The organism is Streptomyces sp. NPDC038213, from assembly GCF_055600495.1.
On the sequence record NZ_JBVJYM010000003.1, the window covers coordinates 318,384 to 333,602 of the forward strand.

Genomic DNA, 15,219 nt, shown 5'->3' on the forward strand with positions numbered 1-15,219 from the left:
GCTGAGTACCCGAGCGCTACCGCCGGGCCGGACGGGGCGGGACGGTGGGGGCATGGGACACAAAGCCTCCGAACTCGCCGCGGCCACACCGCAGTCGCGCGACCGGTACGTCGACCTGCTGCGGGTCGCCTCGCTCGGGACCGTGGTGCTCGGGCACTGGCTGATGGCCGCCGTGGGCGCCGACGGGCGGATCGGGAACCTCCTCGCCGTGCTGCCCGGGCTCCAGGTGCTCACCTGGGTGTTCCAGGTGATGCCGGTGTTCTTCTTCGTCGGCGGCTTCTCGCACGCCCTGTCCTACCGGTCGCTGGTCCGCCGGATGCCCGCCGGGCCCGTCTACGCCGTCTTCCTGCGGGCCCGGCTGCGCCGGCTGCTGCGGCCCACCCTCGCCTTCGTCCTGGTGTGGACCGCCGCCGCCCTGGCCGTACAGCTCGCGGGCGGGGGAGCCGGACTCACCGGGGCCGCGCTGCGGCTGGTCACCCAGCCGCTCTGGTTCGTCGGCATCTACCTCGCCGCGGTCGCCCTCACCCCGCCCCTGCTGAAGCTCCACGAGCGCTACGGCTGGGGGGCCTTCGCCGCACTCGCGGGAGCCGCGGCCGCCGTGGACCTGCTGCGGTTCGCCGCCGGGGTCCCGTACGCCGAGTTCCTGAACTTCGCCTTCGTCTGGCTCGCCGTCCACCAGCTCGGCTTCCTGCGCGCCGACGGCCGCCTCACCCGGCCCGCGCTGCTCGCCGCCGCCGGAGCCGCCGGGGCCGTCCTGCTGGTCGCCCTCGGCCCGTACCCGCTGTCCATGGTCGGGATGCCCGGAGAGAAGGTCTCCAACATGGCCCCGCCCACCCTCGCCCTGCTCTGCCACGGGCTCTGGCTCACCGGCGCCGTCGAGCTGCTGCGCCGCCCCGCCGCCGCCCTGCTCGCCCGCCCCCGGCCCTGGCGGGCCGTCGTCGCCGCCAACGGGATCGCCATGACCGCCTTCCTCTGGCACCTCACCGCCATGCTCGGCGTGTACGGCGCCCAGCTCGCCCTCGGCGCCCGGCTGCCCGAACCCGCCACCGCGGCCTGGTGGGCCCAGGTGCCCGTACGGCTGCTCGCCGCGGCCGCACTGACCGCCCTGCTCGTCGCCGCGTTCCGGCGGTTCGAGGCACCGGGCGGGCGCCCGCGTGCGGCAGGGCCCGCCTCTGCCTCCACCCCCGCTGCCCCCGCACCCGGCTCCGGCGCCCTCGCCGCCGCCGGCACCACCCTGTCCCTGTTCGGAATCCTCGGGCTGTCCATGACCGGGCTCGGCGGACTGCTCGACGGCCACAGCGCCGTGCTGGTCGCCGTACCCGTCACCGCCCCCGCCGCCCTCGCGGCCGCCCTCGCCGGGTGGGCGCTGGTGGAGCGCTGCGGGTCCGCGCGGAAGGTTAGGGTGAGGGGCTGAGCTGAACCCCCGAATTGGAGCGCGTCTGATGGCCGTCAACCTGGTCAATGTCGAGGCAGTGAGCAAGGTGTACGGCACCCGCGCCCTGCTCGACGGCATCTCCCTCGGCGTCTCGGAGGGGGACCGGATCGGAGTCGTCGGCCGCAACGGCGACGGCAAGACCACCCTGATCCGGATGCTCGCCAGGCTGGAGGAGCCCGACACCGGCCGCGTCACCCACACCGGCGGCGCCCGCCTGGGGATCCTCACCCAGCACGACTCCCTGGACCCGGCCGCCACCATCCGCCACGAGATCATCCGCGATATGGCGGACCACGAGTGGGCCGGCAACGCCAAGGTCCGCGACGTGCTCACCGGCCTCTTCGGCGGACTCGACCTGCCGGGCTTCGAGAACGGCCTCGACACCGTCATCGCCCCCCTCTCCGGCGGCGAGCGCCGCCGCATCGCCCTCGCCAAGCTGCTCATCGCCGAGCAGGACCTCCTCGTCCTCGACGAGCCCACCAACCACCTCGACGTCGAGGGCATCGCCTGGCTGGCCGGCCACCTCCAGGAGCGCCGCTCGGCCCTCGTCTGCGTCACCCACGACCGCTGGTTCCTCGACCAGGTCTGCACCCGCATGTGGGACGTGCAGCGCGGCGAGGTGCACGAGTACGAGGGCGGCTACAGCGACTACGTGTTCGCGCGCGCCGAGCGCGAGCGGATCGCCGCCACCGAGGAGCAGAAGCGGCAGAACCTGATGCGCAAGGAGCTGGCCTGGCTGCGCCGCGGCGCCCCGGCCCGCACCTCCAAGCCCCGCTACCGCATCGAGGCCGCCAACGAGCTCATCGCCGACGTGCCGCCGCCGCGCGACCGCTCCGAGCTGATGCGCTTCGCCAACGCCCGCCTCGGCAAGACCGTGTTCGAGCTCGAGGACGTCACCGTCGAGGCCGGCCCCAAGACCCTCCTCAAGCACCTCACCTGGCAGCTCGGCCCCGGCGACCGGATCGGCCTGGTCGGCGTCAACGGCGCCGGCAAGACCTCCCTGCTGCGGGCCCTCGCCGAGGCCGCTCGCACCCAGGGCGAGGCCCAGCCCGCCGGGGGCACCGTCACCGTCGGCAAGACCGTACGGCTCGCCTACCTCTCCCAGGAGGTCGGCGAGCTCGACCCCTCCCTGCGGGTGCTGGAGGCCGTACAGCGGGTCCGCGACCGGGTGGACCTCGGCAAGGGCCGCGAGATGACGGCCGGGCAGCTGTGCGAGCAGTTCGGCTTCACCAAGGAGAAGCAGTGGACGCCCGTGGGCGACCTCTCCGGCGGCGAGCGCCGCCGCCTGCAGATCCTGCGCCTCCTGATGGACGAGCCGAACGTGCTCTTCCTCGACGAGCCGACCAACGACCTCGACATCGAGACCCTGACCCAGCTGGAGGACCTCCTCGACGGCTGGCCCGGCTCGATGATCGTCATCAGCCACGACCGGTTCTTCATCGAGCGCACCACCGACACGGTGCTCGCCCTGCTCGGGGACCAGGCCCTGCGGATGCTGCCCCGCGGCATCGACGAGTACCTGGAGCGCCGCCGCCGGATGGCCGAGGCCGCCGCCCCGGCCGCCGCGCCCGCCGCGCAGGCCGCCCCCGCGAAGGAGAAGTCCGCCGGGGACGCGCGCGCCGCGAAGAAGGAGCTCCAGAAGATCGAGCGCCAGCTCAACAAGATCTCGGACCGCGAGACCCACCTGCACGCCCAGATCGCCGACAACGCCACCGACTTCGAGAAGGTCGCCAAGCTCGACGCGGAGCTCCGGGAACTGATCGGGGAGCGCGACGAGTTGGAGATGCGCTGGCTGGAGCTGGCCGAGGACGCGTAGGACACACCCCCGTCCGGCCGCCGGACGGCCTGATAACGGCGGTGTCACGGGCCGGTCCTCCCTTGGGTACAGGGGGCGGACCGGCCCGTTCGCATGCGGTCGGTGGTGATAGAAAGAACGTCGCCCGCCGTCCCCGCGCCCCGAAGCAGAAGGTACGAGCTGATGACTCAGCCGCCCCACGAGCCGCCGAACCAGCCTCCCGTACCGTCCGGTTACGGACACCTGCCCGGCCCGCCGCAGCCCGGCTACGGATACCCCCAGCAGCCCCCGAACCCGTACGCGCAGCAGCCCCCGAACCCGTACGGACAGCAGCCGCAGCAGCCGAACCAGTACGGCCAGCCGCAGCAGCCGAACCCGTACGCCCAGCAGCCCCCGCAGCAGCCCCCGTTCGGGCAGCAGCCGCCGCCCCCCTACGGACAGCCGCAGCAGCAGCCGGGCCACGGCTACCCGCCGCCGCCCCCGCCCGGCGGCCCCGGACCGCACCCCGGCGGCCCGCGCCCGCGGCCCCGCGGGAAGCTCCTCGCGGTCGTCGCCGCCTCCGTGGCCGGAGTCCTCGCGCTCGGCGGGGGCGGGTACCTGCTGCTCTCCGGGGACGAGCCGGAGAAGCCCGCCGCCCAGCCCGCCGACGGCAAGGGCAAGCCCGCCCCCGCGCCCAGCGTGGACCTCGGCGACGGCACCGGCGACGGCGGCGAGGCCGAGACCGACTTCAACGCCGGCCGCAAGCAGGGCGAGGACAAGGTCCTCTTCCTCAAGACCAACGACATCGACGTGCCCGGCGACGGCGCCGACGCCCCCGGCATGTGGATCGCGGGCGGCATCGTCGCCAAGGGCGCGTACACCTCGGTGACCGGCTACTCGGCCACCGACGGGCGCAGGAAGTGGACCGTCCCGCTGGCCGGCGAGATCTGCGGGGCCTCCCGCCAGACCACCGCCGACGGCAAGACCGTGGTCGCCTTCAAGGAGAACGACGGCAAGTCGGCCGACTGCAACCAGCTCAAGCAGATCGACATCAAGACCGGCGCCGTCGGCTGGACGAAGGAGGTCCTCAAGGAGGGCCTCTTCGACATCATGACCCGCCTCAACCTCGCCATCAGCGGGGACACCGTCGCCGTCAGCCGCATCGGCCCCTCCAGCGCCTTCAAGGTCAGCGACGGCTCCAAGCTCTTTGCTCGCGCCGACGGCCCCTGCCTGGCCGACGAGTACGCGGGCGGCAGCCGCCTGGTCGCCGTCACCACCTGCTCGTTCGGCGCGGAGAAGCGCGACGAGCAGGTCGAGGGCATCGACCCGGCCACCGGCAAGGTCCGCTGGACCTACAAGCTCCCCGCCACCTTCAAGGTCGCCAAGGTCTACTCCGTGGACCCCGTCGTCATCGACACGGCCAGCAAGGACAAGAACCAGCGCGCCATCGTCGTCCTCAACGCCGACGGCACCAAGCGCAGCTCGCTGGCAGGCCGGGGCAAGTTCGCCCCGAACTGCCCGTTCACCGTGTCCGGCCGCGACCTCCAGGGCTGCACCGGCGCCGTGGTCAACGGCAGCGTCTTCCAGCTGATGACCGCGGGCCGGGACAACGAGATCGTCTCCTTCGACCTCGGCACCGGCAAGGCGGGCCAGCGGGTCAAGGCCGCCCCCGGCCACAGCCTCGTCCCCCTCCGCGCCGAGAACGGCACCCTGTACGCCTACCAGGAGCCCTCGTACAAGAGCGGCGGCTCCGTGGTCGCGCTGGCGCCCGGGGCCTCGAAGCCCACGACGGTCCTGCGCCACCCGGACGCGGCCAAGGACGTGGAGGACTCCTTCTACACCCCGCAGATCGCCTACGCGGACGGCCGCTTCTACCTCTCCGCCACCCGCCTCCTGGGCAAGGACGGCGTGAAGGAGAAGCTCCTCCTGGCCTTCGGCAAGTGACCCCGCACGCAACCCGAGAGGCAGAAGCCACCCGATGAGCACCCCGCCGCCCCCACCCCCGAACCAGCCCCCGCAGGGCGGTTTCGGAGCGCCCCAGGAGCCGCCGGCGGGCGGTTTCGGGGCGCCGCCGCCGATGCCCGGCCACCAGGGGGACCCCGGTTACGGCTACCCCCAGGCTCCGCCCGGATACGGGTACCCGCAGCAGCCCCCGCAGGCCGGCTACGGCTATCCGCAGTACGCCCCGCAGCCCCCGACCCAGCCCATGTACGGGCCGGGCGCGCCGCAGCCCCCCGCGGGTCCCGCGGGCAAGGGCGGCGGCAACGACAAGCGCAACCAGCTGCTGATCGTCACGGCCGCCGTGGCCGCCATCGCGCTGATCGTCGTCGGCGGCTTCTGGTACGCGGCCCAGCCCGCGGACGAGCCGGGCCTGAAGAAGCCCACCGCCCAGGGCACGGACGGCAAGGGAGCCGGCTCCGGCGGCTCCTCCGGAGCCGTGGACGCCCCCGCGGCCGCCGCCTCGGAGAAGCCCCCGGCGGACCCGGCCTCGCAGCTCGTGGCCGCCGTCCCGGTCCCCAAGACCGAGATCCTCGTCAACGTGGCCGGCTCCTGGATCACCGATTCGGTGTACGCCAAGACGGGCATCCGCAAGATCGTCGGGTACGACCCCGCCACCCTGAAGCCGAAGTGGACCCTCGACCTGCCCGGCCAGGTCTGCGCCACGACCAAGCACGTCAGCGGCGGGAAGACCCCGATCGTCTTCGAGGCCGCGCCCCGGGTCGGCAAGTACAACCGCCAGCCCTGCAGCGAGGTCGGCGTGGTCGACCTCGCCTCCGGCAAGCTGCTGTGGCGCAACTCCACCAAGGGGAGCACCAGCGGGGACGAGAAGGTCGACTTCAAGGAGGTGACCGTCAGCGGCGACACCGTCGCCGCGGGCGGCCTCGGCGGCGGCGCCGCCTGGAAGCTCTCGGACGGCCGCAACCTGTGGACCCCCAAGGTCGACGCCGACTCCTGCTACGACATGGGCTACGGCGGCGGCCCCGGCCTCGCGGTCATCCGCAAGTGCGGGGACTACGGCGCCCAGTACCTCCAGGCCCAGTTCCTGGACCGGCAGACCGGCGCGCCCCTGTCCACGTACAAGATGCCGCCCGGCATCTCCTGGGCCAGCATCGTCTCCACCGTCCCGCTGGTGGTCAGCACCGACCTGAACAACACCGGCACCATGAGCGACGTCTTCTCCATCGACGAGAAGACCGGCGCCCTCAAGACCCGCATCGGCCTCGGAAAGAAGAAGTACGCCCCCAACTGCCGTACCGGCACGGGCGTCGAGGTCTGCGAGAAGGTCGCCGTCGGCAACGGCCGGATCTACCTGCCGTCCGCCGAGCACGACGACCCGGGCGAGAAGTACGGGCGCACCAACGAGATCGTCTCCTTCGACCTGACCACGGGCAAGCAGACCACCGACCGCGCCGACGCGGGCACCGGCCGCCTGCTCTTCCCGCTGCGGATGGACGGCCCGAACCTCATCGCCTACAAGTGGCCCTCGTACAAGACGGGCGGCCAGATCCTCAGCATCGACCCGAAGACGATGAAGCCGACCGTGCTGATGGAGAACCCCGCCGACACCGACATCCGCGCCAAGGAGACCAGCTTCTCCAGCAACTACGCGGAGATCCGGTACGCGGGCGGCTACCTCTTCAGCTCCGAGACCATGATCGACAAGCCGTACAGCGCCGACGTGGGCCGGGACTTCCTGATCGTCGGCTACCGGGCCCGCTAGGAGCAGGCGGCGGTACGGACGCGCACGGACAGAGGTGGGTGCCTCCCGGACACGGGGGGCACCCACTTCGGCCTTCCGGGGGCTTCTGCGCGGTATCAGGCCCACGGCGTCGAACAAGCGTGTAGCTTGCCGGGTCAGACGGGACCGGGTTGGGGGCTCTCATGGGCGTACGGGTCATGGTGGTCGACGAGCACCGGCTGCTGGCCGAGGCACTGGCCTCGGCGCTGAAGCTGCGCGGACACCGCGTGCTCGCCGCCGCCGCGCCGGCGGCGGGGGCGGCCGAGCTGGTCATCAGCCGGGCCCCCGAGGTCTGCCTGCTGGGCACGGCGACCCCTGCCGAGCCGGGGGTCTTCGACCCCATCGTGAAGATCAAGCGGGAGCGGCCGCAGATCGCCGTCGTGGTCCTCGGCCCGGTGCCGAGCCCGCGCGGGATCGCCGCCGCCTTCGCCGCGGGCGCCTCCGGGTACGTCCGCCAGGACGAGCGCATCGAGGGGGTGGAGCGGGCCCTCGCCAAGGCCCGCGCGGGCGAGGCCGCCGTCGCCCCCCAGCTGCTCCAGGGCGCCTTCGCGGAGCTGCTCAACCCGGCCGCGCAGCCCGACGACGAGGGCAGCCGGCTGCTCCAGCTGCTGACCCCGCGCGAGGTGGAGGTGCTCGTCCGGGTCGCGGAGGGCGAGGACACCCGGCTGATCGCGGCCGGCATGAGCATCGCGCCGAGCACAGCCCGCACACATGTGCAGCGGGTACTCATGAAGTTGGGCGTAGGCTCCCGGCTGGAGGCCGCCGCCCTGGCCGCCCGTACCGGTCTGCTGGACCGGGCGGTCGTCCCGGCCCAGGCGGGGCCCAGGGACTGACGGGGACCGGTTCTTCACCGGCGCGCGGGATGCCGGCCATGCGCCGTTCCCCGGAGGCTCCTCATCCGGTACGAGCGTGTGCCATCGGCGCATTCCCCTGAGAGGCAGGCAAGTGAACAAGTACCTGGTCACCGGCGGAGCCGGATACGTCGGCAGTGTCGTGGCGGCCCACCTGCTCGAAGCGGGGCACGAGGTGACCGTGCTGGACGACCTTTCCACCGGCCACGCCGCCGGCGCCCCCGAGGGCGCCCGGCTCGTCGAGGGCCGCATCCAGGACGCCGCCCGCCACCTCGACCCCACGTACGACGCCGTCCTGCACTTCGCGGCCTCCTCGCAGGTCGGCGAGTCCGTGGCCGACCCGGGCAAGTACTGGGCCAACAACGTGGGCGGCACCCTCGAACTGCTCACCGCCATGCGGGAGTCCGGGGTCCGCCGGCTGGTCTTCTCCTCCACCGCCGCCACCTACGGCGAGCCCGCGGAAGGCCTCCTGACCGAGTCCTCGCCCACCGCCCCGACCAATCCGTACGGGGCCTCGAAGCTGGCCGTGGACCACATGATCGCGGGGGAGTGCACGGCCCACGGGCTCGCCGCCGTCTCCCTGCGCTACTTCAACGTGGCCGGGGCGTACGGCAGGTACGGCGAGCGCCACGACCCCGAGACCCACCTGATCCCCCTGGTCCTCCAGGTCGCCCTGGGGCAGCGCCCCTCCATCGCGGTGTACGGGGACGACTACCCGACCCCCGACGGCACCTGCGTGCGCGACTACATCCACGTGGCGGACCTGGCGGAGGCGCACCTCGCCGCGCTGAGGGCGGCCGCGCCCGGGGAGCACCTGGTCTGCAACCTCGGCAACGGCAACGGCTTCTCGGTCCGCGAGGTGGTCGAGACCGTCCGCAAGGTGACCGGGCGGGAGATCCCCGAGGTGACCGCCCCGCGCCGGGCCGGGGACCCGGCGGTGCTGGTGGCCTCGGCGGCCACCGCCCGGGAGCGGCTGGGCTGGACCCCGACCCGCTCGGACCTGGCCGGAATCGTCCGGGACGCCTGGGAGTTCGCCCTGCGGCGCGAGGCCGAGAAGGCCGACGGGAGCTGACGGCGGCCACCGCGGCCCGGCGGTCATTTCCGGCCATGTCGGTCGGGTCCTGGTCCGGACCGGTCCGCCCGCGGGTCTACCCTTCCGCACAGCTACCTTCCGGTACGCGGGAGTTGGGGGGCCGCGCCGCGGAAATCCCTCCGAAGAACTTCCGGGATTCGGCCAACTGCTCCCCGCCGCGGCCCTTACGCTGATGCACAGCACCGGTGGGGGCCGGTGTTGATTCAGGGGTCGAGACAGTCGGGTACGACGTCCGGACCGGGGTAGCAGTCCAGTTGCGGCGGCGGCCGCGGCAGCTGCTGATCCATCTCCGATCCGGGCGCCGTACCCGCGCCGGTCCGTTCCCCGACCCTTGGGGGTGTCTGTGGTACGTATCCGGGTTCTCGTGGTCGACGACCACCGTATTTTCGCCGAATCGCTCGCGGCTGCGCTCGCCGCGGAGCCCGACGTGGACGTGTCCGCGGCGGGCAGTGCGGCGGCTGCCGCGCGCTGTCTGGAGCGCGGTGCTTCGGAAGGGCGCAGGTACGACGTGCTGCTCGTGGACGCCGACCTCGGCGCCGCGGCCGGCGGGCCGCCGGGGGCGGCGGCCGGTGCGGCGGTGCGGGTGGCGGAGCCGTCCGCGGGCGGTCCCGCGGCCGCCCCCGACGGGATCGCGCTGGTCGCGGGCGTGCGGTCCAGCCAGCCCGCGGTGCGCACGGTGGTGCTGGCCGAGCGGGACGATCCGCGCCGGGCCGCCCTGGCCCTCCAGGCGGGCGCCTCCGGCTGGGTGGCCAAGGACTGCTCCCTGTCGCGGCTGCTCGCCGTGATCCGCGGGGTGCTGCGGGAGGAGACGCACCTGCCGCCCGCCCTGCTGACGGGGGTGCTGCGGGAGCTGACGGCCGCCCGCAAGAACCGTACGGACAGCGAGCGGCTGGTGGAGTCCCTGACCCCGCGCGAGCACGAGGTGCTGCGCTGCATGGTCGCGGGGCTCAACCGCAAGGACGTGGCCGCCCGGCTGTTCCTGTCCCCGCACACGGTCCGCACGCACATGCAGAACGTGCTCGGCAAGCTCGGGGTGCACTCCACGCTGGCGGCCGTGGCCCTGGCCCGGCGGGCCGGGGTCAGGCCCGTGGACCTAGCCGGGGATGTTGTCGAACGGAGCGGTCAGCCGGCGTAGCAGCCCGGCCAGCTCCATCCGCTGGGCGCGCGGGAGCTGGGCCAGGATGGCCCGCTCCTGGTCGAGCAGCCCGGCGAGCGCCTGGTCGCCGCGGTCGCGGCCCTCGGGGGTCAGGCGGACCAGGACCCCGCGCCGGTCGTTGGGGTCCGGGAGCCGCTCGACCAGGCCCTTCTTCGCGAGCCGGTCGATGCGGTTCGTCATCGTGCCCGAGGTGACCAGGGTCTGCGTCAGGAGCTGCCCGGGGGAGAGCTGGTAGGGCTCCCCGGCGCGGCGCAGCGAGGTGAGCACGTCGAACTCCCACGGCTCCAACTGGTGCTCGGAGAAGGCAAGCCGACGGGCCCGGTCGAGGTGGCGCGCGAGCCTGCTGACCCGGCTGAGCACTTCGAGCGGTTCCACGTCGAGGTCAGGGCGCTCCCGCCGCCATGCCGCGACCAGTCGGTCGACCTCGTCCTCCATGTCGATCAGTGTAAAGGGTCTGTCGATATGAAGTCTCTTGACATCAAGATATCTCCGTGCTGATCTTGAGGTATGGACATGCCTTCGACCCCTGCGACACCCGTGTGGGACCCCCGGCAGTACCTGAACCACGCCGGACACCGCACCCGCCCCTTCCTCGACCTGCTGGCCCGCATCCCGGACCCGCAGACCGCGGCCGCCGCACCCGGCGCCCCCCGGGCCCCGCGCATCGCCGACCTCGGCTGCGGGGCCGGCAACGTCACCGCCCTGCTCGCCGAGCGCTGGCCCGCCGCCCGGATCACCGGCCTCGACAACTCCCCGCAGATGCTGGAGAAGGCCGCAGCCGGGTACGGCGGCCCCACCCCCGGCGGCGGCAGCATGGACTTCCGCCCCGCCGACCTGGCCGGCTGGACCCCCGCCGAGCCGTACGACCTGATCGTCTCCAACGCCGCCCTCCAGTGGGTCCCCGGCCACGGGGACTCCCTCCCCGGCTGGATCGACTCCCTCCCGCCCGGCGGGGTCCTCGCCTTCCAGGTCCCCGGCAACGGCACCGCGCCCAGCCACCGCCTCCTCGCCGCACTCGTCGAGTCCCCGCGCTGGCGCGACCGGCTCTCGGGCCGCGGAGAGGGCTCCGGCCACGCCCTGGAGCCCGCCGACTACCTCGCCCGCCTCACCGCCGCCGGCTGCACCGCCGACGTCTGGGAGACCACGTACCTCCAGGTGATGACCGGCACCGACCCGGTGCTCGACTGGGTCAAGGGCACCGCCCTGCGGCCCGTCCTGACCGCCCTCGCGCAGGACCCGGAGGCCACCGGGGCCTTCCTCGCCGAGTACCGCGACCTCCTGCGCGAGGCCTACCCGCCCGCCCCGCACGGCACGGTCTACCCCTTCCGCCGGCTGTTCGCCGTCGCGGTCAAGAACACCGCCCCCCAGCACTAGGAGCCGCGCCATGATCGAATCCGTCGACCACGTCCAGCTCGCCGCCCCCGCCGGCAGCGAGGACCTGCTGCGCGGCTACTACCGCGACGTCCTCGGCATGACCGAGGTGCCCAAGCCGCCGGTGCTCGCGGCCCGCGGCGGCTGCTGGTTCGCCGCCGGGCCCGTACAGCTGCACCTCGGCATCGAGGCGGACTTCCGGCCCGCGGCCAAGGCCCACCCGGGGCTGCGGGTCCGCGGGATCCGGGAGTACGCGGCCCGGCTCGCCGAGCGCGGCGCCAAGGTGGTCTGGGACGAGGACCTCCCCGGGCACCGCCGCTTCTTCTCCGAGGACCCGGTGGGCAACCGCCTGGAGTTCCTGGAGCCCCTCGCCTGACGCCCGCCGGGCCGCCGGGGCCGCACACGGCGGCGCCCCGCCCCCGCAGTGCGGGAACGGGGCGCGCCGGACGGGCCGCAGGGGCGGACGGGCCGGTCAGTAGAGGTTCTTGTACGTGTTCCAGCCGCCGCCGAGCAGGACCCGCTTCGACAGGGTGGCGGAGCCGCCGAGACCGGTCGAGGCGTAGCGGTACGCGTTGCCCTTGGCGTCGGTGCCGACCAGGTCGGCGCGGCCGTCGCCGGTCAGGTCGCCGGGGGCGGCGAGCCGGTTGTAGATCCCCCAGCCCGTGCCGATCTTCACCCGGGACTTGAACGGGGCCTTGGCGACGCCGGTGCCCGCGTACAGGTAGAGGTTCCCGGACCCGGTCCGCGCCAGCAGGTCGGCCCGGCCGTCCCCGGTGAAGTCGCCGGCCCCGACGAGCTTGTTGTACTGGCCCCAGCCCGAGCCGACCCGGATGCGGGCGGAGAAGTGCGGTCCGCTGCCGTAGCTGCGGTACAGGTAGAGGACGCCCGACTTGTCGCGGGCCAGCAGGTCGCCGTAGCCGTCGCCGCTGAGGTCGCCGACCCCGGCCAGGGCGTTGTAGACGCCCCAGCCCGCGCCGACGTGCTCGCCGCTGCGGTACAGGTGCCCCTGGTAGACGTACAGGAAGGAGCCGTAGCCGCGGTTGTTCAGCGAGGACGCGAAGGTGATCGGGGCGTCGTCGGGCCAGCCGCCCGCGTCGCTGACCTTCTCCCGGGGCCAGAACGTGCCGTTCTTCCGGGCCGTGTACTCGTACAGCGTGTTGCCGGTGCTGCGCCCGAGCATCTGGTACTTGCCGTGGGCGGGGATGCCGCCCTGGCCGGCGAAGAGGTCCGTGTACTGCCAGCCCTTGCCGAACTGCTTGCGCGGCTTGAGCTGCCCGTTGCGCACCGGCGAGTAGTACCAGATCACGCCGCTGAGGTCGCGGGCGATGACGTCGCCGCCGTCGGCGGTGAACAGCTGGTTGTAGATCTGCCAGTTGGTGCCGATCTGGACCGGCTTGCGCATCGGCGCGGCGGCCTTGCCGGTGCCCGCGTAGTGGTAGAGCTTCCCGCCGGGGGTGCGGGCGACGAGGTCGCCGGCACCGTCCAGGTCCGTGTCGCCGATGCCGACGAGCTGGTCGTACGCGCCCCAGCCGCCGCCGATCTTGATCCGGGCCCGGAACGGGTCGGCGCCGTAGCCCCGGCCGCTGGCCGGGTAGAGGTACAGGTCGCCGCCGTGGGTGCGGGCCAGCAGGTCGTTGCGGCCGTCGCCGGTCATATCGCCGACCGGCACGAGCTTGTTGTAGATCTGCCAGCCGGCACCGGACCAGCCCAGGTCGGTGAGGGAGCCGCCGCGCTCCATCTGCAGCAGGCTGAGGCGGCCGTTCACGGTGAGCGTCAGGACCTCGGGCTGCGCCGAATCCGTGACGTTGCCGAGCGGGACGACGTCCTTGTAGGTCTGCGCGGAGTCGCTGTCCGGGAAGGTGACGGTGACGTCTTCCGCGTAGAAGGTCTTCAGCAGGTACTCGTTGCCGATCTGGCGGTACAGCAGGTCGCTGAACCCGTCGCCGTCCACGTCGAAGCGGGACGCCCCCGGCTTGCCCGCGGACAGGGCGCCGCGCTGCGCGGGGCGGACGGCCTCGGGCCGCGGGGCGTCGTGGCCCTCCTGCAGCACCGGGGACTTCGGCGGGCGGACCTGGTCCGCGGCGGCCGGGCCCGCGAGGGCCGTGCCGGCGGCCAGGGCGAGGGCGGTGCAGGCCGCGATGCGGCCGAGGCGCTTGTGGCGCGAGATGTTCAAGGTCCCCCCTGGGACGAAAGCTGCGGGGGATGGGATCTGGTCGCCGGGCCAGGGCGCGCGGAAGTAGGGCTCGCAGTGCGCGCGGAAGCGGCGTATCCCCCCCCGGGATGTGTGCGTGCAGCGTACATCTGCGAATCCCGCGGCAGAAGTGGTTATCCGGCTCCACCGGTCACGATCGGGCCACACGGGCGGGGGGGTGTCTCTATGTCCTTCGTCAAGGATGTGGTGCCGAGTATGGGTCGTTTGGGGTGGTCATGCCGCGAGGGTGACGGTGGGGGTTCGGGACTCGTAGAAGGTGCCGTCTCGGAGCATGGCGAACAGGACGCTGATGCGTTGGCGGGCGAGTCGCAGGAGGGCCTGGGTGTGGGTTTTGCCGCGGGCTCTCTGCCGGTCGTAGTAGGCGCGTGATGCCGGGTCTGCGTTCATGCAGGCGAAGGCGGAGAGGAACATCGCGCGTTTGAGCTGCCGGTTTCCGCCTCGTGGTGCGTGTTCGCCGTGGATCGAGGTCCCCGACGATTTCGTCGTGGGAGCGAGGCCGGCGTATGAGGCGAGGTGGGCGGCACTTGGGAAGCTGGTGCCGTCGCCGACGGTGACCAGCAGGACTGCGGCGGTCCTGACGCCGACCCCGGGCATCGAGGTCAGGACCGCGTGAAGAGGGTGGGCCTCCAGCAGGGTGCTGATCTGGGCTTCCAGGGCCCGGCGCTGGTCGTGGACCGCCGTGAGCGAGGCAGCCAGGGACGGGATCACGATGTCGAGGGTCCCGGTTCCCGGGACCCTGACGGTTTGTTCGTCGAGGGCGTCGAAGACGTCGTCGATCAGTCGCTGAGCCATCCGCGGTGCCTTCGGGCGGATGAGCTCGACGAGTCTGCGGCGACCGGCCTTGCGCAGTGCGGCTGGCGATCCGTGGCGTTCGAGGAGCCAGGTGACGGCCGGGTGGTCCAGCCGGGGACCGAGCACGCGTTCCAGCGACGGGTGGAACTGGGTGAGCAGGCCGCGTATCCGGTTGGAGGTGCGGGTGGCTTCGGCGGCGAGGTCTTGGTCGAAGCCGGTCAGCACCGTGAGTTCGGCGGTGATCTCGTCGGTCAGCTCAAGCGACCGCAGGACGTGCGGCATCGTCCGGGCCGCGTCTGAGATCACCGCCGCGTCCTTCGCGTCGGTTTTCGCCTCGCCCGGGTAGAGGTCGGCGATCCGCCGCATCGCCAGTCCGGGCAGGTAGGCGACCTGGCAGCCGGCGTCGCGGGCGACGGTCAGCGGCAGAGCCCCGATCGAGGCGGGCTGGTCCACGACCACCAGGACGGTGCCGAACTTGGTCTTGAGCTTGTCGAAGACGGCCCGCAGCTTGGGTTCGCTGTTGGGCATCGGCTTGTCGAAGACCTTCTTCCCGGCCGGGGTGAGCCCGTGGCCGTGGTGGGCGGTCTTGCCGACGTCCATCCCGAGGAAGACGCCTATGCCTTCGGTGTCTAACATCGCACCCTTCCGCAGGTGGTTGACCGTGCCGGCCTCGGCGGTGGCACCGTGCTCGCGCATCCACGTTATGCAGACCTGCCGCCCGTGAACTGCCCGGCATTGCGCCGGACCGGGCGGCGGCCGGGTCTCTCATCAGCGTCTGTGACGGCACCTGCCGGGC

The 15,219-nt window shown here is 73.0% G+C and carries 12 protein-coding genes; 9 read left to right on the forward strand and 3 right to left on the reverse strand.

Features of this window, described 5'->3' with window-relative positions; translation table 11 throughout:
* Positions 1–52 precede the first annotated feature (52 nt).
* From ACZ7JZ_RS06705 to ACZ7JZ_RS06735, 7 genes are all read left to right on the forward strand, one after another.
* On the forward strand, positions 53–1,414 hold the full coding sequence (locus ACZ7JZ_RS06705; protein WP_470933930.1) for an acyltransferase family protein: 1,362 nt from the start codon (positions 53–55) through the stop codon (positions 1,412–1,414).
* Positions 1,415–1,442: 28 nt separating this feature from the next.
* The gene (locus ACZ7JZ_RS06710) at positions 1,443–3,251 is read left to right on the forward strand and encodes an ABC-F family ATP-binding cassette domain-containing protein (RefSeq protein ID WP_470933932.1); all 1,809 of its coding nucleotides are present in this window, start codon (positions 1,443–1,445) and stop codon (positions 3,249–3,251) included.
* A gap of 162 nt (positions 3,252–3,413) precedes the next feature.
* Positions 3,414–5,153, forward strand: coding sequence for an outer membrane protein assembly factor BamB family protein (locus ACZ7JZ_RS06715; protein ID WP_470933934.1), 1,740 nt, complete (start codon positions 3,414–3,416; stop codon positions 5,151–5,153).
* A 34-nt stretch (positions 5,154–5,187) separates the two neighbouring features.
* Positions 5,188–6,930: a proline-rich domain-containing protein gene (locus tag ACZ7JZ_RS06720; protein WP_470933936.1), complete on the forward strand. Its 1,743-nt coding sequence runs from the start codon at positions 5,188–5,190 to the stop codon at positions 6,928–6,930.
* Between the two features lie 161 nt (positions 6,931–7,091).
* On the forward strand, positions 7,092–7,781 hold the full coding sequence (locus ACZ7JZ_RS06725; RefSeq protein ID WP_470933938.1) for a helix-turn-helix transcriptional regulator: 690 nt from the start codon (positions 7,092–7,094) through the stop codon (positions 7,779–7,781).
* A 112-nt stretch (positions 7,782–7,893) separates the two neighbouring features.
* Positions 7,894–8,871 carry a UDP-glucose 4-epimerase GalE gene (gene galE, locus ACZ7JZ_RS06730; RefSeq protein ID WP_470933940.1) on the forward strand — a complete coding sequence of 326 codons (978 nt, stop codon included), beginning with the start codon at positions 7,894–7,896 and terminating at the stop codon, positions 8,869–8,871.
* A 364-nt stretch (positions 8,872–9,235) separates the two neighbouring features.
* Positions 9,236–10,027 carry a LuxR C-terminal-related transcriptional regulator gene (locus ACZ7JZ_RS06735; RefSeq protein ID WP_470934196.1) on the forward strand — a complete coding sequence of 264 codons (792 nt, stop codon included), beginning with the start codon at positions 9,236–9,238 and terminating at the stop codon, positions 10,025–10,027.
* Here ACZ7JZ_RS06735 and ACZ7JZ_RS06740 read toward each other — a convergent pair.
* The gene (locus tag ACZ7JZ_RS06740) at positions 9,986–10,483 is read right to left on the reverse strand and encodes a MarR family winged helix-turn-helix transcriptional regulator (RefSeq protein WP_470933942.1); all 498 of its coding nucleotides are present in this window, start codon (positions 10,481–10,483) and stop codon (positions 9,986–9,988) included. The two genes, ACZ7JZ_RS06735 and ACZ7JZ_RS06740, sit on opposite strands and share 42 nt — an antisense overlap.
* A gap of 78 nt (positions 10,484–10,561) precedes the next feature.
* On the opposite strand from ACZ7JZ_RS06740, the gene ACZ7JZ_RS06745 reads away from it, so the two are divergent.
* On the forward strand, positions 10,562–11,422 hold the full coding sequence (locus tag ACZ7JZ_RS06745; protein ID WP_470933944.1) for a trans-aconitate 2-methyltransferase: 861 nt from the start codon (positions 10,562–10,564) through the stop codon (positions 11,420–11,422).
* 10 nt (positions 11,423–11,432) lie between these two features.
* Positions 11,433–11,795: a VOC family protein gene (locus ACZ7JZ_RS06750; RefSeq protein ID WP_470933946.1), complete on the forward strand. Its 363-nt coding sequence runs from the start codon at positions 11,433–11,435 to the stop codon at positions 11,793–11,795.
* A 96-nt stretch (positions 11,796–11,891) separates the two neighbouring features.
* On the opposite strand, the gene ACZ7JZ_RS06755 is transcribed toward ACZ7JZ_RS06750, so the two are convergent.
* Together ACZ7JZ_RS06755 and ACZ7JZ_RS06760 are read right to left on the reverse strand one after the other, a co-directional pair.
* The gene (locus ACZ7JZ_RS06755) at positions 11,892–13,592 is read right to left on the reverse strand and encodes an FG-GAP repeat domain-containing protein (protein ID WP_470933948.1); all 1,701 of its coding nucleotides are present in this window, start codon (positions 13,590–13,592) and stop codon (positions 11,892–11,894) included.
* 252 nt (positions 13,593–13,844) lie between these two features.
* Positions 13,845–15,059, reverse strand: coding sequence for an IS110 family RNA-guided transposase (locus ACZ7JZ_RS06760; protein ID WP_470934198.1), 1,215 nt, complete (start codon positions 15,057–15,059; stop codon positions 13,845–13,847).
* Positions 15,060–15,219: the final 160 nt, after the last annotated feature.